The 22,093-nt window shown below is 42.1% G+C and carries 20 protein-coding genes and 1 pseudogene; 13 read left to right on the forward strand and 8 right to left on the reverse strand.

Features of this window, described 5'->3' with window-relative positions:
* The first annotated feature begins 41 nt into the window (after positions 1-41).
* From DRF63_RS00100 to recN, 6 genes are all read left to right on the forward strand, one after another.
* Positions 42-953 carry a D-alanine--D-alanine ligase gene (locus DRF63_RS00100; protein WP_005595616.1) on the forward strand — a complete coding sequence of 304 codons (912 nt, stop codon included), beginning with the start codon at positions 42-44 and terminating at the stop codon, positions 951-953.
* A 140-nt stretch (positions 954-1,093) separates the two neighbouring features.
* Complete coding sequence (locus DRF63_RS00105) at positions 1,094-1,747, forward strand: cell division protein FtsQ/DivIB (RefSeq protein ID WP_005595617.1); 654 nt, start codon at positions 1,094-1,096, stop codon at positions 1,745-1,747.
* 25 nt (positions 1,748-1,772) lie between these two features.
* Complete coding sequence (ftsA, locus tag DRF63_RS00110; RefSeq protein ID WP_005595618.1) at positions 1,773-3,047, forward strand: cell division protein FtsA; 1,275 nt, start codon at positions 1,773-1,775, stop codon at positions 3,045-3,047.
* Positions 3,048-3,085: 38 nt separating this feature from the next.
* Entirely contained in the window at positions 3,086-4,297 is a 1,212-nt protein-coding gene (gene ftsZ, locus DRF63_RS00115) for a cell division protein FtsZ (RefSeq protein WP_005595620.1), read from the forward strand.
* A gap of 33 nt (positions 4,298-4,330) precedes the next feature.
* On the forward strand, positions 4,331-5,251 hold the full coding sequence (lpxC, locus tag DRF63_RS00120; protein WP_005595622.1) for a UDP-3-O-acyl-N-acetylglucosamine deacetylase: 921 nt from the start codon (positions 4,331-4,333) through the stop codon (positions 5,249-5,251).
* Between the two features lie 161 nt (positions 5,252-5,412).
* Positions 5,413-7,086 carry a DNA repair protein RecN gene (gene recN, locus DRF63_RS00125; RefSeq protein ID WP_005595624.1) on the forward strand — a complete coding sequence of 558 codons (1,674 nt, stop codon included), beginning with the start codon at positions 5,413-5,415 and terminating at the stop codon, positions 7,084-7,086.
* Positions 7,087-7,227: 141 nt separating this feature from the next.
* Here recN and DRF63_RS00130 read toward each other — a convergent pair whose 3' ends face one another.
* The 5 genes from DRF63_RS00130 to prfC form a co-directional block, all read right to left on the reverse strand.
* Complete coding sequence (locus tag DRF63_RS00130) at positions 7,228-8,631, reverse strand: ABC transporter ATP-binding protein (RefSeq protein WP_005595626.1); 1,404 nt, start codon at positions 8,629-8,631, stop codon at positions 7,228-7,230.
* On the reverse strand, positions 8,631-9,416 hold the full coding sequence (locus tag DRF63_RS00135; protein ID WP_005595629.1) for an ABC transporter permease: 786 nt from the start codon (positions 9,414-9,416) through the stop codon (positions 8,631-8,633). Before DRF63_RS00135 ends, DRF63_RS00130 begins: the two co-directional genes overlap by 1 nt.
* 2 nt (positions 9,417-9,418) lie before the next feature.
* A complete protein-coding gene (locus DRF63_RS00140; RefSeq protein WP_005595632.1) occupies positions 9,419-10,366 on the reverse strand; it encodes an ABC transporter permease in 948 nt (315 codons plus the stop codon).
* Positions 10,367-10,459: 93 nt separating this feature from the next.
* The gene (locus DRF63_RS00145) at positions 10,460-12,034 is read right to left on the reverse strand and encodes an ABC transporter substrate-binding protein (RefSeq protein WP_005595635.1); all 1,575 of its coding nucleotides are present in this window, start codon (positions 12,032-12,034) and stop codon (positions 10,460-10,462) included.
* Positions 12,035-12,227: 193 nt separating this feature from the next.
* On the reverse strand, positions 12,228-13,808 hold the full coding sequence (prfC, locus tag DRF63_RS00150) for a peptide chain release factor 3 (protein WP_005595638.1): 1,581 nt from the start codon (positions 13,806-13,808) through the stop codon (positions 12,228-12,230).
* 196 nt (positions 13,809-14,004) lie between these two features.
* Here prfC and DRF63_RS00155 point away from each other — a divergent pair.
* The 5 genes and pseudogenes from DRF63_RS00155 to DRF63_RS00175 all read left to right on the forward strand — a co-directional run bounded on the left by DRF63_RS00155 (position 14,005) and on the right by DRF63_RS00175 (position 17,441).
* Positions 14,005-14,459: pseudogene (locus DRF63_RS00155) on the forward strand (DUF805 domain-containing protein).
* A 46-nt stretch (positions 14,460-14,505) separates the two neighbouring features.
* Complete coding sequence (locus tag DRF63_RS00160; protein WP_005595642.1) at positions 14,506-15,021, forward strand: DUF805 domain-containing protein; 516 nt, start codon at positions 14,506-14,508, stop codon at positions 15,019-15,021.
* A gap of 126 nt (positions 15,022-15,147) precedes the next feature.
* Positions 15,148-15,732 (forward strand): aminoacyl-tRNA hydrolase, encoded by a 585-nt coding sequence (pth, locus tag DRF63_RS00165; protein WP_005595643.1) that lies wholly within the window; start codon positions 15,148-15,150, stop codon positions 15,730-15,732.
* A 108-nt stretch (positions 15,733-15,840) separates the two neighbouring features.
* On the forward strand, positions 15,841-16,932 hold the full coding sequence (gene ychF / locus DRF63_RS00170) for a redox-regulated ATPase YchF (protein ID WP_005618681.1): 1,092 nt from the start codon (positions 15,841-15,843) through the stop codon (positions 16,930-16,932).
* A gap of 71 nt (positions 16,933-17,003) precedes the next feature.
* The gene (locus tag DRF63_RS00175) at positions 17,004-17,441 is read left to right on the forward strand and encodes a methyltransferase family protein (RefSeq protein WP_005595645.1); all 438 of its coding nucleotides are present in this window, start codon (positions 17,004-17,006) and stop codon (positions 17,439-17,441) included.
* Positions 17,442-17,490: 49 nt separating this feature from the next.
* Here the strand turns inward: DRF63_RS00175 and DRF63_RS00180 are convergent, their stop codons facing one another.
* Genes DRF63_RS00180 through DRF63_RS00190 form a run of 3 tightly spaced genes read right to left on the reverse strand, consistent with a single transcriptional unit; the run spans position 17,491 to position 18,884 of the window.
* The gene (locus DRF63_RS00180) at positions 17,491-17,766 is read right to left on the reverse strand and encodes a hypothetical protein (protein ID WP_005595646.1); all 276 of its coding nucleotides are present in this window, start codon (positions 17,764-17,766) and stop codon (positions 17,491-17,493) included.
* Between the two features lie 30 nt (positions 17,767-17,796).
* Entirely contained in the window at positions 17,797-18,261 is a 465-nt protein-coding gene (locus DRF63_RS00185) for an outer membrane lipoprotein (RefSeq protein WP_005618683.1), read from the reverse strand.
* 26 nt (positions 18,262-18,287) lie between these two features.
* Positions 18,288-18,884 carry a VOC family protein gene (locus DRF63_RS00190; RefSeq protein ID WP_005595649.1) on the reverse strand — a complete coding sequence of 199 codons (597 nt, stop codon included), beginning with the start codon at positions 18,882-18,884 and terminating at the stop codon, positions 18,288-18,290.
* 97 nt (positions 18,885-18,981) lie between these two features.
* Between DRF63_RS00190 and argS the strand changes: the two genes are divergently transcribed.
* Positions 18,982-20,709, forward strand: a complete 1,728-nt coding sequence (gene argS, locus DRF63_RS00195) for an arginine--tRNA ligase (RefSeq protein WP_005595650.1) — start codon at positions 18,982-18,984, stop codon at positions 20,707-20,709.
* 143 nt (positions 20,710-20,852) lie between these two features.
* The gene (gene cgtA / locus DRF63_RS00200) at positions 20,853-22,028 is read left to right on the forward strand and encodes an Obg family GTPase CgtA (protein WP_005595651.1); all 1,176 of its coding nucleotides are present in this window, start codon (positions 20,853-20,855) and stop codon (positions 22,026-22,028) included.
* Positions 22,029-22,093 lie beyond the last annotated feature (65 nt).

Below are 22,093 nucleotides of genomic sequence, written 5' to 3' on the forward strand. Positions count from 1 at the left end.
GGATACGAGACCTCGTGTCCATAATAAGAAAGGATAAAAAGATGAGCATTAAAGACGAAAAAATTGCGGTGTTATTCGGCGGTGTTTCTCAAGAACGCGAAGTATCGCTAAATTCGGGCGCAGCGGTAACCGAAGCGTTAAAATCGCTTGGCTATAATGTGGAAGGTATTGATACCAAGGATTTCCCGATTGAAAAATTAAAAGAAAAAGGCATTCAACGCGTATTCAATATTTTACACGGCGGTATCGGCGAAAACGGTGTGTTACAAGGCGCACTAGAGCAAATGGGGATTCCTTATACCGGTTGCGGCGTAATGGCTTCGGCAGTGACATTAGATAAATTCCGTACCAAATTAATGTGGCAAGCGGTTGGCCTACCAACAGCAGACATGGTGGTTGTTCGCCGTGGAGAAGCGGTCGATTCCGAACAAATTATTGCAAAATTAGGTTTACCGGTTTTCGTTAAACCTTCAAGCGAAGGTTCAAGTGTCGGCGTAACCAAAGTAAAAACGGTTGAGCAATTATTGCCGGCGGTGGAAGAAGCGTTAAAATTCGATTCAATCGTTTTAGTAGAAGCTTTCTTGGCGGGTAAGGAATATTCTGTTCCGGTGCTAGACGGTCAAGTATTACCGGCGGTACAAATCATTCCCGAAGGGGAGTTTTATGATTACCACGCTAAATATATCTCGGATAATACGCAATATCTCGTACCGGCGTTAAGTGACGATCGTCAGGCGGAAGTAGCGGAACTGGTCAAAGCAGCGTATGAGGTGGTCGGATGCCGTGGTTGGAGCCGTATTGATGTGATGGAAGATGCAAATGGTCACTTTAACTTAGTGGAAGTGAATACTTGTCCGGGTATGACAAGCCATAGTATTTTCCCTAAATCGGCGGCAACGGTCGGCATTCCGTTTGAAAAATTAGTCGAACGTGTATTGGAGTTAAGTGCTTAATGGTTTCTGTTTTACGGAAAAAAACGGCTCAGTCCGTCCGTTTCAAACCGCTAAAAGTGAGATCTTCGCTAAATCCATTCAATCGGATAGTATTAATTAAACCGTTGATTGTGTTATTATGCGTAATCTTTGCGTTTCTTGTGTATAGTAATTGGCATACTTGGCTTGAGAGTTTGGATCGTAGCCCGATTCGAGCTTATGCGCTGACACATAAAACAAGATTTACGACAAATGCGGATATCCGGGAAACTTTATCGCAAAAACCGGCTCTAAAAGGATATTTCGGTCAAGATATTCAAGACGTTAAAGCAAAATTATTAGCGATTTCTTGGGTGAGAGACGTCGTGGTTCGAAAAGTTTATCCGGATCGTTTAAGTATCACATTAATTGAACACAATCCTGTTGCCGTATGGAATGACGTGAATTTTTTATCCGAGCAAGGCATTGTATTCAGTTTACCGCCGGATAGGATCGATAAAACCGGATTCCCGATGCTGTACGGACCTGATACCGAAGGTAAAGTGGTTTTAGAGGCGTGGAGTAAAATCAAAGCGGATTTAAAAGCGCGTAATTTGGATTTATCTTCCGTTTCCGTAGATAATCGAGGTTCTTGGACGATAACTTTGTCGAACAATGTCGAACTCAGATTAGGTCGTGGCGAATGGACGCCTAAAATCGATCGCTTCGTGACGATTTTCCCTGAAATTGATGTACCGGAAGGAAAAAAACTTGCTTATGTCGATTTGCGCTACGAACATGGCGCGGCGGTCGGTTTTAGTCCTTTACCTAAATAATTTTTTGCAAGCATAATATAACGATATGACAAAAATAGCAGAATCCAAAATCATTGTCGGTCTAGATATCGGCACATCAAAAGTTGTCGCCGTAGTCGGTGAAGTATTGCCTGACGGCGTGATTAATGTTATCGGTTCGGGTAGTTGCCCAGCTAAAGGCGTTGATCGCGGCGGTGTTATCGACTTAGATGCAGCGGTAAATTCGATTCAACGTGCGATAGAACAAGCCGAATCTGTTTCCGATTGTCAAATTATCGGCGTAACGCTTGCGATTTCCGGTCAGCATATTACTGCGTTGAACGAAAGCGGTACCGTACCGCTTTCAGGTACGGTAACAAACGAAGATATTGATGCGGCTATTCATATCGCACGTTCGATTAAGTTACCTGACGGATTGGAGACCTTACATATTATTCCGCAGGAATATAAAGTGGACAGATTACCGGCAACCAAAAACCCGGTCGGTTTATCCGGTATGCGCTTGCAAGCACAAGCACATATTATCGCTTGTCACCAAGATTGGTTACGTAACCTGAAAAATGCGGTAGAGCGAGCGAAATTAAAAGTGGATCAAGTGGTCTTTTCCGGACTTGCATCAAGTTATTCGGTTTTAACCGAAGACGAGAAAGAATTAGGCGTATGCTTGATCGACATCGGCGGCGGTACAATGGATATTCTTGTTTATACCGACGGTGCGTTACGTTTTAGTAAAGTGATTCCTTTTGCCGGTAATAATGTTACCGATTATATTGCGCAAGTCTTCACTACTTCTCGCAATGAAGCCGAGAGTATTAAAATCAATTACGGTAGCGCCGTTAATCCTCCTACGCATAACGCGGATAAGAAAATTGAAGTCGCAGGGCTTGGCGGCCGTATGCCGAGAACCTTTACTAAAGCGCAAGTTGCTACCGTGACTTCACAATGTTATAGTGATTTGTTAAAAGTCGTAGAAAACGAATTGGTACAATTACGTCATGAATTGCTACAAAAAGGCATAAAACAGGAATTAATTGCAGGTTTTGTGCTTACGGGTGGTGGTTCGCAAATCGAAGATATTGTAGAATGTGCGAGAGAAATTTTCGGCTCTCAAGTAAGAGTCGGATATCCGTTGAATATTACAGGATTGACGGATTACGTAAATAAGCCGCAATATGCGACAGTACTCGGTCTTTTACAATATAGCCATTATAACTCGGATGAAAAGGGCAATGGCGAAATTAGCGAGAAAGTAGATAGTATCCTTGATATTCTGAGTCGAGGACTGAAAAAAGTAGTTAATGTGGCAAGATCGAATTTTTAAATGTGTTGAGTTGCAAATCAGCACGAGGGAGATAAAAAATGTTTGAACCTATTTATGAAACAACGCAAGATGCGGTAATTAAGGTAGTCGGCGTTGGTGGCGGTGGCGGTAACGCACTAAACCATATGGTGGACGGAAACCTGAATAACGAAGGTGTCGGCGGCGTTGAGTTTTTCTCGGTAAATACCGATGCGCAAGTATTGCGTACAAGTTCCGTGCGCCAAACGATTCAAATCGGTGCGAATATCACTAAAGGTTTAGGTGCCGGTGCAAATCCGAATGTAGGTCGTCAAGCAGCGGAAGAAGACCGCGAAGCGTTATCGAATATGCTTGCGGGTGCGGATATGGTATTTATCTCTGCCGGTATGGGCGGCGGTACGGGTACCGGTGCGGCGCCGGTTATTGCCGATATCGCAAAATCGCAAGGTTCATTAACGGTTGCCATCGTAACCAAACCGTTCCGTTTCGAAGGTAACAAACGTATGAATTACGCGGAGCAAGGTATCCAAGAGTTATCTAAGCACGTAGATTCATTAATTATCATCCCTAACGATAAATTATTAAAAGTATTACCTAAAAATACGAAAATGATGGATGCTTTCAAAGCGGCGAATGATATTTTACGTAACGCCGTTTTAGGTATCACCGATATGATTACTTCTCCTGGTTTAATCAATGTGGACTTTGCCGATGTGAAAACCGTTATGTCGGAAATGGGACGTGCGATGATGGGTACCGGTATTGCCGAAGGCGAGGATCGTGCCGAACATGCGGCACACGATGCGGTGGCAAGCCCGTTATTGGAAGATGTGGATTTATCCGGTGCGAAAGGTATCTTAGTAAGTATTTCTTCAGGTTTGGATATTGAGTTAAACGAAGTTGATGTGATTATGGACTATATCCATAGCTTTGCCGCTCCGGATGCGACGATTGTATTCGGTACTTCGGTTTATCCGGAAATGGAAGGTAAACTTCGCGTAACATTAGTGGCGACAGGTATCGGTCAAGCGGAAGAATTAACGTTACCGAGAGCGACTGTCGTTCCGCAACCAATGCAACAACCTATGCAACAGCAAGGCTATCAACAACAAGCGCAACAGCCTCAACAACCTGCTTTTGCACAACAGGGTTACGCTCAGCCGGCGCAATTCGCTCAACCGCAACAAGCGGCTCCGAAACCTCAGCAGGTGGATTCTTCCCAAGTTTGGTCTCCTAATTCGATTCCGGGATTTATGAGAAACGGTCAATAACACCGTTACCCAAACGGGGAATAAGGATAGAATATGATTAAACAAAGAACATTAAAACAAGCGACTAAAGTCACCGGTATCGGTTTGCACAGCGGTAAAAAAGTAACGCTAACATTACGTCCCGCACCGGCTAATACGGGGATTGTTTATGCTCGTACGGATTTAGAACCGGCGGTGTATTTTCCTGCAAGTGCGGAATCTATTCGTGATACGCAGCTTTGTACTTGTATGATTAATGATGACGGTGTACGTATTTCAACGGTTGAACACTTAAATGCGGCAATGGCTTCATTAGGTTTGGATAACTTAATCGTTGAAGTGGATGCGCCTGAAATTCCGATTATGGACGGCAGTGCGAGTCCGTTCATCTATTTATTATTAGATGCCGGTATTGAAGAGCAAGACGCACCGAAGAAATTTATTCGTATCAGAGAAACGGTACGTGTGGAAGAAGGCGATAAATGGGCGGAAATGAAGCCTTATAGCAAAGGCTTAAAACTAGATTTCACCATCGATTTTAGCCATCCGATGATCAGTAAGGATGTGCGTAATTTCAAAATGGAATTATCTGCCGAAAACTTTATTCACAAAATCAGCCGTGCAAGAACTTTCACCTTTATGAAAGATGTTGAATATCTTCAATCAATCGGCTTAGCATTAGGCGGTAGCCTTGATAATGCGATTGTATTAGATGAATATCGTATCTTGAATGAAGAAGGCTTACGCTATAAAGACGAATTGGTTAAGCATAAAATGTTAGACTCAATCGGCGACTTATTTATGTGCGGTTATAATATCCTTGGTGATTTCAGTGCATATAAATCGGGACACGGTTTAAATAACAAATTATTACGTGCAATCCTTGCTAACGAAAATGCTTGGGAATTTGTAACCTTTGAAGATAAAGAACAAGCGCCGCAAGGTTATCGTATCGGTGAACAAGTCTTTATCTAGTATCAAGATCAATTAATTTAAAAATCCTCGTTGATGAAAATCAGCGAGGATTTTTTTATGGCAAGCGGGCGGATTCAGCAAAAATTTTGCAAAAACACTTTACTGTTCAAAAAAACAGTAATAGTATATATCCATACAGGATATATTTTTACAGGTGTTTTATGCTTACTCATTTAACGGTTAATAATTTTGCAATTGTTCGTCACTTAACATTAGAGCTGAATGAAGGTATGTCCGTGATTACCGGCGAAACCGGGGCGGGTAAGTCCATTGCGATTGATGCGTTAAGCCTTTGTCTCGGCTATCGTTCGGAAAGCAGTATGATTCGTCATGGTGCGGATAAAGCGGATATTACCGCAACCTTTAGTATGCAAGCGACTAGCCCGGCTTATTTATGGTTGAAACAACATGAATTACTGGATGAAGATAATCCGCAAGAATGTATTTTACGCCGTATGATTAACCAAGAGGGGCGTTCTAAGGCATTTGTAAACAATCGCCCGTTACCGATTTCTCAACTGCGAGAGTTAGGTCAATATCTGATTCATTTGAACGGCCAGCATGCACCGCAATTATTATTAAAAAGTGAGTATCAGTTGGAGGTATTGGATAACTATGCGGGTATTCATAACTTGTTGAATGAAATGAGTAGCCAATACCAGCGTTGGAAGAAATTACATCAGCAAGTGAAAAATTTCCGCCAACAGTGCCAAGAGAATGAGGCTCGTAAACAGCTGCTGCAATATCAAGTAGATGAGCTAGATGAGTTTGCGATTAAGCAAGGTGAATTTGAGGAAATGGAAGAAACGCATAGCCGGTTATCCAATTCCGAAGCATTAACCGCATTATCCCAAGAGGTGACTGATTTACTGAGCGAAAGTGAACTAAATGTCGATTCAATGTTATATAAGGCGATTCGTCATTTAGAAGATTTAGTCGAGGTTGATTCACGTTATCAATCGGCATTAAATATGCTCAATGAATCACTTATTCAGGTTCAGGAAGCCAGTTCCGAGGTGAGTGATTTAGCCGGCAAAATAGAGCAAGATCCGGATTTACTCAATGAGTTGGATATACGTATCAGTAAGACGCTTCAATTAGCCCGTAAGCACCATGTATTGCCGGAGAATTTATGGCAACATCACGAATTTATTCAGCAAGAATTACAAAAACTGGTGGATTTTGCCGGAAATGAAGAACAGTTAATTGCGGATGAGCAAGCGGCTCATCAACAGTCTATTCAGCTGGCTGAGCAAATTTATCAAAAGCGTCTTGAGGCAGGTAAAAAATTAGCTGAGCAAGTGACGGCACAAATTAAACGTCTTTCAATGGAAAACGGCGAGTTCTTTATTGATGTTCAGCATGATGCAAAAAGATTATCAAGCAACGGGGCTGATGTTGTTGAATTTAATTTGCGCAGTAATTTAGGGCAACAGGCTCAGCCGTTAGCTAAAATCGCTTCCGGCGGTGAGTTATCACGTATTTCCTTGGCTGTACAGGTGTTGACGGCAAATAAATTATCCACACCGACAATTATTTTTGATGAGGTGGATGTTGGGATTAGTGGACTGACGGCCACTACAGTCGGTAAGCTGTTGCGCCAATTAGGTAAGAAATGTCAGGTGCTTTGCGTGACACATTTACCGCAGGTAGCAAGCTATGGGCATCACCATTTTAATGTGCAAAAGTATGTGGAAAATAATCAGACGGAAACTCAAATGTCGTTATTAACCCAAGCGGAACGCGTTCAGGCCTTAGCAAGATTATTAGGTGGAAGTAAGATTACCGATACGGTGCTTGCTAATGCACAGGAAATGCTAGATTTAGTTGAATAACATCACTGAGTAACATAGTCAAATTAAACGAAATAAGCGGTCGTTTTTTTAGAGAACAACGCAATTTTTGCAAAGTTTTCCTAAAAAAACGACCGCTTGTTGTTATGATTCGTCAGTATGAATCAGCTATTTTCTGAAGCGCTAAACAAACTGAGTTAAATCAATTACTTTATCGCAGCTTTTCTCAATCAAATAGGGATCATGACTCACAATCACTAATGTGCATTTACGTTGGCGACATTGATTGATTAATAACTCAATCGTTTCTTTTTGCGTGATCGGATCTAAGCGAGAAGTGACTTCATCGGCAAAAAGTAATACCGGCTCAAGCAATAATGCACGTAAGATCGCAATCCGTTGTAATTCTCCGCCTGAGACGTTTTCCGCATTACGGGCGAGAATTTCCGGAGCAAGTGCTAGCTGTTGCAGTAAAGTTGGAATTTGCGAACGATCTAACTTATGTTTATTAATCACGTCATCCAAAAGTGTTTGTAAGCTGACGGTCGGTGCAAAGGCTTCCGGTGGATCTTGGTACAGTTTCAATACCTGATGTTTTTTATGTTGCCGGCTGTGCCAGATTACTTCGCCCGATTTAGGCTTAAGCAAACCGCATAGCACATCGGCGAGCGTACTTTTGCCGATACCGCTGTGTCCGACAACGCCTAAGATTTCGCCTTGGTGTAAGTCAAATGAAAGTCCGCTGAAAAGTGTGCGTTTACCTCGTGCAACACTCAGGTTTTTCACCGAAACAAGCGGTTGATTTTTTGCAAAATTTTGCGAATTTTCGACCGCTTGCCAATGTTTCGGATCGGCGGCAATCAAGGCTTTGGTATATGGATGCTGCGGGTCGGCAAGCAATGTCTCTGCTGCACCTTTTTCTAATAATTGCCCTTTTTTCATCACTAAGATTTCGCCGCCTAATTGTTCGGCAACGTCAATATCGTGCGTGATGGTAAGCAAACCGCCTTGTTGCTGATAAGCCTGTTTGAGTAATTGAATCACATTTGCCTTGCTTTTCGGATCAAGCCCTTTGGTCGGTTCATCCGCTAACAAAATTTTACCGCCGGCAGCGGTAGCGACAGCAAAAGAAGCGCGTTGAGCCATACCGCCGGATAGTTGGTGCGGATAGGCGGTTTCCCATGCTTTTAAACCTAAATGCTCAAGGGCTTTTTTACCCTCATTTTTTGCCGCTTGTTTATCTTTTTTAGCAACAAAAGTAAAACTTTCCCAAAGCTGTTTACCTATCGTCATAATCGGGTCAAGAGAACGACGAGGTTCTTGCGGCAACATTACCAACGTTCTACCCCAAAGGGATTCGAGCTGCATATTCTCGGTTTTGCTATTTTCTACAAAAATTTGACCGCTTGCTTCAAGTCCTTCAGGTAAAGCCCCCATAATCGCTTGAATCAGTAGGCTTTTCCCTGATCCGGTTTCACCGAGAATCGTGATATTTTTGCCCTGTTCTAAACTTAAACTGATCGGTTCAACTAAAGTTAAACCTGTAGTGGTTTTTACCCCAACATTTTCAATTCGTAGCAGTGCCATTATTTTACTCTCCCGGATAAAAGTTGAAGACTAAGTACCATGAAAAAGACCGCAACTACCGGCTGCATAAAGATCCAAGGGGCTTCATAGTAGTAAGGGAATAATTCGGTCATCATTAAACCTAATTCTGCTGTTGGCGGACGTAGCCCGACATTGACAAATCCGAGAGTGGCTAACGCCAGAATCGCATTACCTAATGAGAAAGCACTTAAGGTCACAATAAGCGGCAGTAAACGCGGTAAAAGATGGCGTTTAAAACTGTAAAATAAGCCCATTCCCATTAAACGTGAAGATTCGATTTCGGCACTGGAAGCAAGTGTTTGGCTGACTGCTCGAATCACACGGAAAAATTCCACCCACATCACTAAAGCGATACCTAAATAGAGCGTCCAAAATGATCCCGGTGATAATGAGGCAAAGAGTAGAATCAATAATAATCCGGGTAACGCCATCACCAAATCGCAGATAAAGCTGAATAGTCGGTCAAGCCATCCGCCGAAAAAGCCGGCTAGAATACCAAATAGCAGCCCGGCAACTAAGGCACAAAATACGCTAAAAAGAGATAGACCGAATGATAAACGAATCGCCGAAGCAAGGCGAGCAAGCATATCTCTGCCGAGATGATCGGTGCCGAGCCAAGCAAACTCATCCGGTTTAGCAAGCATATTACCAAGATCTTGGAAGCCAATATCCATCGGGTAAAAATAAGGCTGTAAAAAGGCAAAAGCGAGTAATATAGTAAGAATTATCGCCCCTATTTTTTGGCTAAATGTCATTTTATTCATTGTTATTCTCCATGACGTTTATGGGTAATTCGCGGGTCAATCCACGCACTTAGCATATCCGCACACATATTTAACAGGACAAATAGACCGCCCATTACGAGAGAAGTCCCTTGGATCATCGGTACGTCTCTGGCAATAATGGCGTGTACTAAAGCGTGTCCGCTGCCCGGCCAAGCGAAGAGACTTTCTACCACGACCACACCTTCAATCAGATAAACCAACTGTACCGCATGGTAAGCAATGACCGGAATCGCAATATTGCGGATACCGTGGCGGGTAAAAGTTTGCCATTTTGAAAGCCCCTTTAAACGCGCAAATTGGTAATATTCGGATTGTTTTACCTGTAACATTGCGGCACGTGTCACACGAACAGAAACCGCACTTAAACCTAATGCCAAAGTAAAAGCCGGTAAAACAAAATGTTGCCATTTACCGTAACCGCCGGCAGGCAGCCAACGTAATGTCGCCGAAAAGAGCGTAATCAGTCCGATAGCGATAATAAATGCCGGTACGGAGCGAAACAGCGTGCTGAATACCAAGGTAAAGCGGTCAAAAAAGCCGTTTTCTTTGCGAGCGGCAAGTACACCAAGAATCGGACCAATCATAATTGCCATAACGAGCGCAACCAGAGCAAGACTAAGTGTATGCCCGAATTGATGGGCAATTTCACTCCAAACCGAATCGCCGGTAACTAAAGATTTACCTAAATTAAGTTGTAAAAGATCAAGTAGCCAGTTGCCGTAGCTTTGCCACCAAGGTTGGTCTAGACCTAATTCGGTACGAACTAAATCGGCGGCGGCACTATCGACTTGATCATAACCGTAACGACTTGCCGCAATACGATAAGCCATATCGCCGGAGAGTTGTCGTGTCAAAATAAAAGTAAGCGTGCCGACCGACCAAATCACTAAAATAATTTGCAGTAGGCGTCTGAAAATAATCTTAAGCATATTTTTAACCGTGAGAATTCATATAAAAAACACGGAAAGCGGCTTAAATTTGTATGCTGTTTTCCGTGTTTTTAATGCTAAATTTTTATCATGTTATTTTGTGAGTTTTTCTAAAAAGAATCTTCTTTCGAATGTATCTAGCGTAACGCCTTTCATCTCATTATGTGTTGCGACATTTTGCTGATAATACACAATTGGAATAATCGGTAATTCATCATGAATGATTCGGCTAACCGTTTGTTTTAACTGCTTAGCTTTTTGCGGATCACGTTCCGTTTCGATTTTCTCTAACGTTTGTGCTAATTGTTCATTGCTCCAGTTCATTACACCCCAGTCGCTACCGCCTTTTGCATAATCTTGTACGATAACACCGAACGGATCGATGGTTTTGCCATAGTTCAGCGCATAGAGTGCCATTTCTAAGCTACCGTCTTTATGACCGGCAGGAATTTCACTCGAATTGCCGACAGAAACATTGACATCAATACCAATCTCTCGCCATTGTGCTTGGAGAATAGTCGCAATAATCGGTAATTCCGGACGATCCGAGAAGGTTCTTAAGGTAAAGCTGAACGGCTTTCCTTCTTTATCGGTTAATTTGCCTTCGCTATTGAATTGGTATCCGGCAGAGGTTAAATTTTGTTTGATTTTTGCAATATCAACGCTTTCGTCTTTATTTTCCACACGCCAATCGGCAAAGGCTTTCGGTAAGATTTGATCCGCCGCACCGTCTTTAATTTTTAACACTTGTTCGGCAATCGCCTTACGGTTAATTGCCTGTGAAAGTGCTTGGCGAATTGTTAAATCTTTAAAGAACGGTTTAGCCGCATCCATCTTCATTTGAATCGTACGAGCGATAGAACCGCTGGTAACAGTTAAATTCGGATCGGTTTTTAAACGTGCGACACTGGCGGTATCTAAATTAAATACTAATGAACTTACATCGCTTTGTGCCATTAATACACGAGTTTCACTACGGCTGCTGGCTAAATAATTTGCATGAAGAACCTTCGGTTTTTCTCCCCAGTATTGCTCAAAACGAACAGCTTCAATTTTTTGCGGTGCTTCGACTTTGGTCGCTTTAAAAGCACCGGTACCGATTAATTTCACCACTTCGTTTTTTTCATTAAATGCTTCGTCCGCTAAAATAATGGTGGAATAGTGCGTTAAAAAAGATGGGAAGGGTACGAACGATTTCGTGAGTTTAAATTTAACTTGATTGTCCCCTAATGCACTGATCTCTTGAATAAAGGCTTTTTGTAGAATGCTTGGTTGCACCATTAATAAATTGAGATTTTTGGCTACGGTTTGCGCATTTACTTTTTCACCGTTATGGAAGGTTGCATCACGTAGAGTAAAAGTCCACTCGGTTGCGTCTTCATTACTTTGCCATTCTGTTGCCAATCCCGGAATCAATTCGCCTTTTTCATTCGCTTCAACTAAAGTTTCGGCTAAGTTCATTCGTTGGAAAATAACGCCGGATTGAGTCGGATGCAAACTGTTTAACTCCCAAGGCGCAATTACGGTGACTTGAGTTAATTCATTGTTTTTTAAGTTTTTAACTTCGCTTTCTTTATTATTTTGCGGATTGTTTTGTGTAACGGATTTATCTTCGCAACCTACGGTAAATAATGTGGTTGCCAGTAACGGAAGTAGCCATTTTTTCATTAGAAATTCCCTTATTTTTAGTCAAGTATTTAATAGCGCGGCAATTCTATCATAAAACCATAAAAAAATAATAGCTATTAATCTATTAAATCAATAAAAAAATAATGGAATAAGAAAAGAGGAGAATTAGAAGGATAAAAAAGCGGTCATTTTGTCGAATTTCTCTACAAAATGACCGCTTGTTTAGCAAAGATTAATGTTCGCGTGTTTTAAAGAAGTTTATGTCGGGATAACGCTCTTGCGCCAGATTTAAGTTCACCATAGTCGGTGCGATATAAGTTAAGTTATCGCCGCCGTCTAATGCGAGGTTTTGTTCGTTTTTGCGTTTAAATTCTTCAAATTTCTTCGCATCACCGCACTCAACCCAACGAGCGGTTGCAACGTTTACCGCTTCGTAAATCGCTTCTACGTTATATTCTGTTTTCAGACGGGAAACCACCACGTCAAACTGAAGCACACCGACCGCACCTACAATCAAGTCATTGTTCATTAACGGACGGAACACCTGTACAGCACCTTCTTCCGAAAGTTGAACTAAGCCTTTCAGTAATTGTTTTTGCTTAAGTGGGTCTTTCAAGCGAATACGACGGAACAGTTCCGGTGCAAAGTTCGGAATACCGGTAAATTTCATCACTTCACCTTGAGTGAAGGTGTCGCCGATTTGGATTGTGCCGTGGTTATGTAAACCGATAATATCGCCGGCGTAAGCTTCTTCAGCATGTGCACGATCACCCGCCATAAAGGTTAAGGCATCGGAAATCACGACATCTTTGCCGATACGTACGTGTTTGAGCTTCATACCTTTTTCGTATTTGCCTGAAACAACGCGCATAAATGCCACTCGGTCACGGTGTTTCGGGTCCATATTCGCTTGGATCTTAAACACGAAGCCAGAGAATTTTTCCTCGCTTGATTCGACCGTACGTACATCGGTTTGACGTGCTTGCGGTTTTGGCGCCCATTCGGTTAAACCGTCTAGGAAATGATCCACACCGAAGTTACCTAATGCGGTACCGAAGAATACCGGTGTGAGTTCGCCGTTGATAAAGGCTTCGTGATCAAATTCGTTTGATGCACCTTGTACAAGTTCTAATTCTTCACGTAACTGGTTCGCTAAATCATCACCGACCGCAGCATCAAGTTCTGGGCTGCTCAAGCCTTTTACGATACGTACTTCTTGAATGGTTGAACCTTGACCGGATTGATAAAGATAGGTTTCGTCTTTTGCAATATGATAGACGCCTTTAAATAATTTACCGCAACCAATCGGCCAAGTAATCGGCGCACAACGGATTTTTAGGACGCTTTCAACTTCATCTAGTAACTCCATCGGATCACGGATATCACGGTCGAGTTTGTTCATAAAAGTTAAGATCGGCGTATCACGCAGACGAGTCACTTCCATTAATTTAATTGTACGTTCCTCAACACCTTTTGCACTGTCGATAACCATTAAGCAGCTATCTACCGCAGTCAATGTGCGGTAAGTATCTTCGGAGAAGTCTTCGTGTCCGGGGGTATCCAATAAATTAACTAAGCAATTATTGTAAGGAAATTGCATGACGGACGTTGTAATAGAAATACCGCGTTGTTTTTCCATTTCCATCCAGTCGGATTTGGCGTGTGCGCTAGAGCCTTTTCCTTTCACTGAACCGGCGGTTTGGATTGCATTTCCGTAAAGTAAAACTTTTTCGGTTATGGTGGTTTTACCCGCATCGGGGTGAGAAATAATCGCAAAGGTACGACGTTTATTGACTTCTTGTGGATATGACATGCTTTTCTCTAGATTAAAATTAAGACAAAGAAGGGCGGACGAACCACCTTAAAAATATTGATCTATTTTCGCTGATTTATGCTTTGAGGACAACCTAAGCACGCAAATTTATTCAAATTACGTGACAAGCGGTTCGATTTATTTCAAAATTTGTAAAAAGATTAAAAAATGTTCATTAAAAATAAGGGAATGACCAATGGAGTGGTTTATCTATACTTTACGCAATACTTTTAATTATCAAGGTAGAGCGAAACGAGCCGAATTTATTTGGTTTATTCTGATTTATGAATTAAGCGATTGGGCGATTGTGCTGATTGCCAAGCTCGCTTTTGCTTTACGTTTAATACATCTTTCCGATGATCTGCATATTTTAAATAGCCTTTTAGATATTTTATTGTTGCTACCGATGTCTAGCGTAACGGTAAGGCGGCTACATGATTTAGGTTATTCCGGTTGGTGGCAATCCTATTTATTGACGATGAATATAGTAGCTATGATACTAACTTATCTCATACCTAAACATAGCTTGAATGCTATGTTAGATACCAAATTCGGTACGTTTTGGTCACTTATTTTATACAAATCTTTTTCTTAATATTTAAACGAGGTCAACCGTTTATCAATCGCTACGGCAAGCAACCGGATAGTTAAAATAATAAACAATTTTCATCATGTTAAATAAGGAGTCAGCGTAAAAATGAATTGGTTTTTATTAGTCTTGAAAAAAACGTTTAATTTTAAAGATCGCGCCAGACGTAGAGAATACGGTTGGTTCTATTTAATTAATATTTTGATTGTGATTACGTTCAATATTTTAGTGAGCGTATGTGTCGCTATCGGATTAGAAGAGCTCGGTATCGGCTTAAATTCTCTCTCGTATTTATATCAGCTGCTTACCGCCGTTACGGCAATTAGTCTTACCGCGCGCCGTTTACACGATTTGGGCTGGTCGGGATGGTGGCAGTTATTGCCCTATGCCGTTGCAGTCATGTTCGGAATTGCGACAATCTTCTCTTTAGAGAAAGAATTGGGCGGTGCAATTACCGGAACGGAGTATGCGCTTTACGGTTCAACCGTTTTCGGCGGCATCGCAGTTATTGTTTTTTCGTTGTTACTTTTATTTAAAGACGGGCAACGCTTTAGCAACAAATATGGCGAAGATCCGAAAGCGGTTAAAAATAGCAATGAAGTTACAAATTCCTTAACCGTATAAATTCGGCGAAATCAGGGCATTTTCCTTGTGGAAAATGCCCTTTTTGCCTACAATAATAACTTTTCATTTTAGGTTAGGGCTTTTTCCCGTTAATCGAGTAGGACAGATAATTAAATAGGACAGAAAATGTCGCAAATTAAACTTATTGTCGGTTTGGCAAATCCGGGGACGAAATACGAAGATACTCGCCATAATGCCGGTGAATGGCTGATTAATGAAATCGCTCGTCAATTTAATGTCAGCTTAAAAGAAGAAGCGAAATTCTTCGGAAAAGTCGCAAAAATTAATGCGGCAGGCGGTGAAGTTCGTTTACTTGTACCGACGACCTTTATGAATTTAAGCGGTAAAGCGGTCGGTGCTTTAGCGAATTTTTATCGAATCAAACCGGAAGAAATTTTAGTCGCTCATGATGAATTGGATTTACCGCCCGGTGTGGCAAAAATTAAGCAGGGCGGCGGTCACGGCGGTCATAACGGTTTGAAAGATATTATTGCCAGCCTTGGCAACAGTAATAATTTTTACCGTGTGCGTATCGGTATCGGACATCCGGGCAGTAAAGAATTGGTTGCCGGTTATGTGTTGGGTAAACCAAGTCCGCAAGATCAAGAAAAAATTAATGCGGCGGTGGATGAAGCCGGTCGCTGTGTTGATCTTTTACTGAAAGATGGTATTACAAAAGCGACTAATCGATTAAATGCGTTTAAAGCTTGAAACTTTTAGCTATCTGACAGAATTATGATAAGCGGTCAAATTTAGACCGTTTTTTACCAATTTATTTCGAGGTAAAATTGTGACCTCGTATCTTTAATAGGAAAAATTATGGGATTTAAATGTGGTATTGTGGGTTTACCGAACGTTGGTAAATCAACTCTTTTCAATGCACTTACTAAAGCCGGTATTGAAGCGGCTAACTATCCGTTCTGTACTATCGAACCGAACACGGGTGTGGTACCGATGCCGGATCCGCGCTTAGACGCATTAGCGGAAATAGTGAAACCCGAGCGTGTACTTCCAACCACAATGGAATTTGTGGACATTGCCGGTTTAGTTGCCGGTGCAAGTAAAGGCGAAGGTTTAGGCAATAAATTCTTAGCCAATATTCGTGAAACCGATGCGATCGGTCACGTAGTGCGTTGTTTTGAAAATGACGATATCGTACACGTTGCCGGTAAAATAGATCCGGCGGATGATATTGAAATCATCAATACCGAACTGGCGTTAGCGGATTTAGACAGCTGCGAACGTGCGATTCAACGTTTACAAAAACGTGCGAAAGGCGGCGATAAAGACGCGAAATTCGAATTATCGATTATGGAAAAAATCTTACCGGTGCTTGAAAATGCCGGAATGATTCGTTCCGTTGATTTAGATAAAGACGAATTACACGCAATCAAAGGTTATAACTTCTTAACCTTAAAACCGACTATGTACATTGCGAACGTGAATGAAGACGGTTTTGAAAACAACCCGTATTTAGATCGTGTGCGTGAAATCGCCGAGAAAGAAGGTGCTGTAGTGGTGCCGGTATGTGCTGCGATTGAATCGGAAATCGCCGAGTTGGATGATGAAGAAAAAGTCGAGTTTTTACAAGATTTAGGCATTGAAGAACCGGGTTTAAACCGTGTTATTCGTGCCGGTTACCGTTTATTAAACCTGCAAACTTACTTTACCGCAGGTGTGAAAGAAGTGCGTGCTTGGACGGTTTCCGTCGGTGCAACCGCACCGAAAGCGGCGGCGGTTATTCATACCGACTTCGAAAAAGGTTTTATTCGTGCGGAAGTGATCGCCTATGACGATTTTATTCAGTTTAAAGGTGAAAACGGTGCGAAAGACGCCGGTAAATGGCGTTTGGAAGGTAAAGATTATATCGTACAAGACGGTGATGTAATGCACTTCCGCTTTAACGTATAATTTGCAAAAATAACCGAAATTTGACCGCTTGTGAAAGAGTACAAGCGGTTATTTTTTAGGAGAAATTGACCATGGAACTCAAACTTCCCCCGCCGCTTTTATTTATTCTGTCCGCTATATTGATTTACTTTTTGCCTCAAGCCGAAGTTTATTTTATTCCTAAAGCATTCGGTTATTTGTTTCTGTTACTGAGCGCCATTGTCGGCTTGATGAGTGTTTATGCGTTTTTTAAAGAGAAAACGGCATTTACGCCGAGAGATCCGACTCAAACAAATAAACTTGTGGTACAAGGTATTTATCGCGTAAGTCGTAATCCGATGTATTTATCGCTGGTGTTAGCGCTGATAGCATGGGGAATTTGGCTGAACAGCTATTTTGCTATTCTAGTGATTGCCGGATTTATGTGGTATGTCGATCGCTTTCAAATTATTCCCGAAGAACGTGTTTTAGTACAGAAATTTGGCAAGGATTTTACGGATTATCAAACGAAAGTTCGTAAGTGGCTGTGAGAAAGATAAAAAAACCTCGATTGCTCGAGGTTTTATATAATTTCAACCGTTATTTGAATTCATAACGACGAATAGTCGTTAAATCGGAATCTTTTTGTTCGGTTTTTTCTGATAGATTCACGCGAGCTCCGACAGCGGCATGAGGGTCATTCTTACGAGTAAGCGTAACAATTTCGCCACTATCTTTTTGCACGGTTAATTCAACAGTATCTTGAGATAAATTTTTGCTGTTTAATACTGTTGCATTTCCCTTATCGGCATAGAAATCTTGAGTACAAGCCGCAAGTGTTACAGCCGCCAATAGAGCAAGAGAAAATTTTTTCATTATGTATGTATCCTTAGGAGATAAACGAAGTTACAGCACAGACACGTTCAAGTCTGAATTGGAGCCAACGATTCTAACACGTTTGCCGGGTACGAAACCATCTTCTTTTTTCTGAACGACCACGATTTCTTTACCGTCGTCTTTACGAATTACCATTTCTAACGAAGAAACTTGGCTGACTTTTTCTTCAATCGTGCTACCGATTACCGCACCGGCAATCGCACCGACCGCCGTCGCTACCGCACGGCCGCTACCGCCACCGATAGTCGAACCGGTAATACCGCCGAGCGCACCGCCGCCGAGCGTTCCCAATACGCCTTGGTTATCCGCTTGAATTTTGACGTCACGTACGGATACGATGGTACCGTAGCTAATTGAACGCGCTTCTTTCGCTTGGCTTGAGTTATAAACGCTACCGCTGTAAATATCGGTATTTGCACAACCGACAAGGGTTAAACTTGTAAATAAAGCCGCTGCTAAACTAAATTTTTTCATATTTTTCTTCTCCAATGAAAAATTGCTCAGAAATTACTCCCTGAATGAATAATTTCAGTTATACCATAAGGGTGGAGCTTTAGACAACAAGGATTACAATAAGTTTTATTTTTTAACGAAATTGCAATACTCGGATTCGGTAAACGTTCGCCTGCTACTTTAGGCTGACTGATCTTAAGATCAAGATTGGCATTAATCGTTAAATGAAACTGTTTTAAGGTGCGCTGAACCCATTGCTCAATCGTTTCGTTTGGCTTCATCGGATAAACGATTTCAATATGTTCCCAACCTTGTTGCGGATAAACTTTATCTTTAGGAAACGGTAATTCGATAATTGAAACCGATTGTCCTAAAAAAGACAACGGCTGATTGAGTTTGATAAGGGCTATCGGCCGTCCGTTTACTTCGCTTTCTTTCAACAATTCACTGTTTTCTAGCAAGATCGAACGCCACCGTTCGGCGGTTTGCCACTCATTCATTCTGACCGCTAAATGGTCAATTTCAAATTGACTCAAATCCAACATTGCCAAATGAGCTATTTGCTGAATTTTTTGTTGAAATTCAGAAAAATCGCCAAAACAAGCGGTCATTTTCTCGTAAAATTTTGCATTTTCTTGTATCATAGAGCGTTTTCCCTTTTAGGTGCGATTTGACGCACTCTTCGGATTTTTTAAATTAAATGTCGTGCAAAAATAGCACGTTGAAAAAGGTTATAGATTCGTGAATATTCAACAGATTTTATCAGACAAAATTAAACAAGCAATGATTGCGGCAGGAGCGGACAGCAATGTCGAGCCGCTAGTGCGTCAATCGGGTAAACCGGAATTCGGCGATTATCAAGCAAACGGCGCAATGGGCGCAGCAAAAAAATTAGGTATGAACCCACGTGAGTTTGCCCAGAAAATTTTGGATAACGCAGATTTAAACGGCATTGCCGATAAATTAGAAATTGCCGGTCCGGGCTTTATCAATATTTTCTTAAACCAAGCGTGGTTAGCAAATCAAGCAAGTGAAGCATTACAAGCGGTCAATTTCGGGATTAAAACTGCAAATCCGCAAACGATCGTGATCGACTATTCTTCGCCGAACGTAGCGAAAGAAATGCACGTAGGTCACTTACGTTCAACCATTATCGGTGATGCGGTGGTGCGTACTTTAGAATTTTTAGGTAATAAAGTGATTCGTGCCAACCACGTTGGCGACTGGGGTACGCAATTCGGTATGTTAATTGCTTACTTGGAGAAAATGGAAAACGAACACGCCAGCCAAATGGAATTAAGCGATTTGGAAGCGTTCTACCGTGCGGCAAAAGAGCATTACGATAGTGATGAAGTATTTGCCGAAAAAGCACGTAACTATGTGGTGAAACTCCAAAGCGGTGATGAATATTGCCGTACGATGTGGAAAAAATTAGTTGATATTACAATGCACCACAACCAAGAAAACTACGATCGTTTAAACGTTACCCTTTCAGAAAAAGATGTGATGGGCGAAAGCCTTTACAACCCGATGTTGCCGGAAATCGTAGCGGATTTAAAAGCAAAAGGTTTAGCGGTGGAAGATGACGGTGCGTTGGTGGTGTTCTTAGAAGAATTTAAGAACAAAGACGGTGATCCGATGGGCGTTATCGTACAGAAAAAAGACGGCGGTTTCTTATATACCACGACGGATATTGCCGCAGCGAAATATCGCTACGAAACCTTAAATGCGGATCGTGTGTTAGTGTTCTCGGATTCTCGCCAAGCACAACATATGCAACAAGCGTGGTTAATTACTCGTAAAGCGGGTTATGTGCCGGAAAGTTTCAGCCTTGAACATCCGTTCTTCGGAATGATGTTAGGCAAAGACGGCAAGCCGTTTAAAACCCGTTCGGGCGGTACGGTTAAATTAAAAGATCTATTAGATGAGGCGGTGGAACGTGCGGATAAATTAATTTCAGAGCGTTCAACCGATTTAACCGCAGAAGAAAAAGCGGCGGTAGTGGAAGCGGTAGCTATCGGCTCGGTCAAATATTCGGATCTCTCGAAAAACCGTACCACAGACTACGTATTCGACTGGGATAATATGCTGACCTTCGAAGGCAACACCGCACCGTATATGCAGTACGCTTATACTCGTATTCGTTCAATCTTCAACCGTGCCGGCATTGATGTAAACGGCTTAAACGGCGAAATTAATTTAACTGAAGATAAAGAGCGTGCGTTAGCGGTTAAACTTTTACAGTTTGAAGAAGCGTTAAACGGTGTAGCAAAAGACGGTATGCCGAATATTCTTTGCCAATACTTATACGAATTAGCCGGCGCATTCTCAAGTTTCTACGAAGCTTGCCCGATGCTGAATGCGGAAGAGAATGTAAAAAACAGCCGTTTAAGTTTAGCCGCATTAACGGCGAAAACGCTAAAACAAGGTCTAGATCTCTTAGGTATTAAGACGATTGAAAAAATGTAATGAAACGTCCCCCTCTTTTATAAAGAGGGGTTAGGGGAGATTTTACAAGCGGTGAAATTTCTCCAATATTTTGCAAATTTTAGATCTAACAAATCTCCCCCTGCCCTTCTTTGCTTAAAGAGGGGAGTAAAAAAGGAATAACAATGAAATTTATTGATGAAGCCCTGATTCGTGTAGAAGCAGGCGATGGCGGTAACGGTTGCGTGAGTTTCCGCCGTGAAAAATATATCCCGAAAGGCGGGCCGGACGGCGGCGACGGCGGTGACGGCGGTGATGTTTATTTAATCGCTGACGAAAACCTAAATACGCTTATCGACTACCGTTTTGAAAAACGTTATGCCGCAGGTCGTGGCGAGAACGGTCGTAGTGCCGGTTGTACCGGTCACCGTGGTAACGATATTACTTTACGTGTGCCGGTCGGTACGCGAGCAATCGATAATGACACCCAAGAAGTCATCGGTGACTTAACCAAACACGGTATGAAAATGTTGGTGGCAAAAGGCGGTTATCACGGTTTAGGTAATACCCGTTTTAAATCGTCGGTAAACCGTGCGCCTCGTCAAAAAACGAACGGTACACCGGGCGAAAAACGTGATTTATTACTGGAGTTAATGCTACTTGCCGATGTTGGTATGCTTGGCTTACCGAATGCCGGTAAATCAACCTTTATCCGTGCCGTATCGGCTGCAAAACCGAAAGTAGCGGATTATCCGTTTACTACGCTTGTGCCAAGTTTGGGCGTAGCGCGTGTCGGTGCGGATCGCAGTTTTGTGGTGGCGGACATTCCGGGCTTAATCGAAGGTGCGGCGGACGGTGCCGGTTTAGGTATTCGTTTCTTAAAACATCTTGAACGTTGCCGTGTGTTAATTCACTTAGTCGATATTATGCCGATTGACGAAAGCGATCCGGCACAAAATATTTCGGTGATTGAAAGCGAGCTTTACCAATATAGCGAAAAATTATCGGAAAAACCGACTTGGTTAGTCTTCAATAAGATTGATACGATTGGCGAAGAAGAAGCACAAGCTCGTGCGCAAGAAATCGCAGAACAAATTGGTTGGGAAGGCGATTATTACCTAATTTCTGCTGCAACCGGTCAAAACGTACAAAATCTTACCCGTGACATTATGGACTTTATCGAAGCGAACCCTCGTGAAGTCGCAGAAGAAAATACAGAAGCGGATGAAGTGAAATTCAAATGGGATGACTACCATCAACAAGCAATGCAAAACCCTATCGAAGAAGATTGGGATGACTTTGATGATGATTGGTCGGAAGAAGATGAAGAAGGCGTGGAATTTGTTTACACCCGTAGTTAATCCTAGCTAATGACAAGCGGTTGAATTTGCGAAAAAATTTACAAATTCGACCGCTTTTTATTTGA

Origin of the sequence: Actinobacillus pleuropneumoniae (assembly GCF_003290385.1) — a bacterium.
Lineage (GTDB): Bacteria > Pseudomonadota > Gammaproteobacteria > Enterobacterales > Pasteurellaceae > Actinobacillus > Actinobacillus lignieresii.

What these genes read in the sequence shown, in the direction of transcription:
- DRF63_RS00100 (WP_005595616.1), top strand. Translation starts at nt 42, where the DNA reads ATGAGCATTAAAGACGAAAAAATTGCGGTGTTATTCGGCGGTGTTTCT.
- ftsA (WP_005595618.1), top strand. Translation starts at nt 1,773, where the DNA reads ATGACAAAAATAGCAGAATCCAAAATCATTGTCGGTCTAGATATCGGC.
- ftsZ (WP_005595620.1), top strand. Translation starts at nt 3,086, where the DNA reads ATGTTTGAACCTATTTATGAAACAACGCAAGATGCGGTAATTAAGGTA.
- lpxC (WP_005595622.1), top strand. Translation starts at nt 4,331, where the DNA reads ATGATTAAACAAAGAACATTAAAACAAGCGACTAAAGTCACCGGTATC.
- recN (WP_005595624.1), top strand. Translation starts at nt 5,413, where the DNA reads ATGCTTACTCATTTAACGGTTAATAATTTTGCAATTGTTCGTCACTTA.
- DRF63_RS00130 (WP_005595626.1), bottom strand. Translation starts at nt 8,631, where the DNA reads ATGGCACTGCTACGAATTGAAAATGTTGGGGTAAAAACCACTACAGGT.
- DRF63_RS00135 (WP_005595629.1), bottom strand. Translation starts at nt 9,416, where the DNA reads ATGAATAAAATGACATTTAGCCAAAAAATAGGGGCGATAATTCTTACT.
- DRF63_RS00140 (WP_005595632.1), bottom strand. Translation starts at nt 10,366, where the DNA reads ATGCTTAAGATTATTTTCAGACGCCTACTGCAAATTATTTTAGTGATT.
- DRF63_RS00145 (WP_005595635.1), bottom strand. Translation starts at nt 12,034, where the DNA reads ATGAAAAAATGGCTACTTCCGTTACTGGCAACCACATTATTTACCGTA.
- prfC (WP_005595638.1), bottom strand. Translation starts at nt 13,808, where the DNA reads ATGTCATATCCACAAGAAGTCAATAAACGTCGTACCTTTGCGATTATT.
- DRF63_RS00160 (WP_005595642.1), top strand. Translation starts at nt 14,506, where the DNA reads ATGAATTGGTTTTTATTAGTCTTGAAAAAAACGTTTAATTTTAAAGAT.
- pth (WP_005595643.1), top strand. Translation starts at nt 15,148, where the DNA reads ATGTCGCAAATTAAACTTATTGTCGGTTTGGCAAATCCGGGGACGAAA.
- ychF (WP_005618681.1), top strand. Translation starts at nt 15,841, where the DNA reads ATGGGATTTAAATGTGGTATTGTGGGTTTACCGAACGTTGGTAAATCA.
- DRF63_RS00175 (WP_005595645.1), top strand. Translation starts at nt 17,004, where the DNA reads ATGGAACTCAAACTTCCCCCGCCGCTTTTATTTATTCTGTCCGCTATA.
- DRF63_RS00180 (WP_005595646.1), bottom strand. Translation starts at nt 17,766, where the DNA reads ATGAAAAAATTTTCTCTTGCTCTATTGGCGGCTGTAACACTTGCGGCT.
- DRF63_RS00185 (WP_005618683.1), bottom strand. Translation starts at nt 18,261, where the DNA reads ATGAAAAAATTTAGTTTAGCAGCGGCTTTATTTACAAGTTTAACCCTT.
- DRF63_RS00190 (WP_005595649.1), bottom strand. Translation starts at nt 18,884, where the DNA reads ATGATACAAGAAAATGCAAAATTTTACGAGAAAATGACCGCTTGTTTT.
- cgtA (WP_005595651.1), top strand. Translation starts at nt 20,853, where the DNA reads ATGAAATTTATTGATGAAGCCCTGATTCGTGTAGAAGCAGGCGATGGC.